1 protein-coding gene is annotated in these 1250 nt (G+C 69.8%); it reads right to left on the bottom strand.

The annotated features are described in order from the left end of the window. Nucleotides 1-132: 132 nt before the first annotated feature. Entirely contained in the window at nucleotides 133-1029 is an 897-nt protein-coding gene (locus tag DEJ17_RS17445) for a hypothetical protein (RefSeq protein ID WP_146239767.1), read from the bottom strand. Between the last annotated feature and the right edge of the window lie 221 nt (nucleotides 1030-1250).

Genomic DNA, 1250 nt, shown 5'->3' on the forward strand with positions numbered 1-1250 from the left:
CCGACCCAGCCGAGTGGTCACTACATGTCGTCCACGAGATCGCTGACCGACAGTTCGTGACCGCCCGGCGACCGGCTAGCGACCTGTCGTGACCGCCTGGCGAACCATTCGTCCGCGTGGCGATCGCGGCCGTCACGCCGACCGCCGACGACTTCTGACCGCTCGGACCTCGAACGCCTGGCGGAGTCGCTCGAACAACACCGCGGGTCGGTGTGCGTCCGATGCCGTCGCGTGGATCACGAGCCAGTCGTTCACCACGAACCCGTTGTCCCGCCGCTGATCGTGTCGGAAGGTGTCGCGCTCGCGGTGGTGATCGCCGTCGTACTCCAACGCGATGCCGAACTCCGACCACGCCATGTCGACGCGGCCGAGGAACCGCCCCGCGCCGTCGTGCACGTCGACGTTCAGCTCCGGCTCGGGAAACCCCGCTTCGACCACTGCCAGACGGAGCCAGGTCTCCTGCGGTGACTCCGCGCCGGCACGGACGAGGTCCAGCGCGCGCCGAGCAGCGACCGCGAAGCGTGTGCCGAGGCGGATCGCGGAACGGAGGTCGTCCGTCGTCGCCAGACCGGATGCCCCGACGAGATGATCCCCGACGGCGACCAGCGCGTCACGTTCGAGCAAACCGGCGCACTCGAACCACATCTGCGCAGGGACACTGACCAGGAACCCGCGGTGTTCGACGGTCCTCGGTCGGTCCAGGCGGTGCGCGACCACGCCGGGCCGACGCATCCGGCAACCGTCCCTCGTGGTCGAGACGTGCACCGGCCCGACCGAGCGCACCGACTGCGGCAGTGGTGCACCCCAGATCGCGGCGGCGGTCGTGTGACTGAAGAACTGGTCGGGACGCATGACCAGGGCGACGGCGTCGATGAAGTCCACCGAGTCGATCGGGGCACGCACACCGTGGACCGGGGCTGCCAGGTCGGCGCGTCGGAGTCGTTCCGGATCGATGCCGTGCGCCACTGCATCGGCCACGCGGAAGTTGGATCGGTCGAACGGAGCAGGGAGGCGACGGGCAGCTGGCATGCCGTCATGGTCGTTGCGGGGCACCCGAGCCGACCATGCGCGGCCGGAACCTGTGGAGAACGAGGTGAGCCGGGCCTCCTGTGCGGGAGAGACGACCCCAGACACGCGCAAGCCGCACGCACGAGCCGGCCACGACTCCCCGCTCCTGCGCCGGCCAACGGTCACGATGCGTCGACTGGAGCGGGCCGAGCCGACGATTCGTGACCGCTCAGCGGACCTGA

The organism is Curtobacterium sp. MCSS17_011, from assembly GCF_003224275.1.
Lineage (GTDB): Bacteria > Actinomycetota > Actinomycetes > Actinomycetales > Microbacteriaceae > Curtobacterium.

Bases quoted from the DNA above. Each gene is read 5' to 3' on its own strand.
- DEJ17_RS17445 (WP_146239767.1), bottom strand. From the start codon at position 1,029: ATGCCAGCTGCCCGTCGCCTCCCTGCTCCGTTCGACCGATCCAACTTC.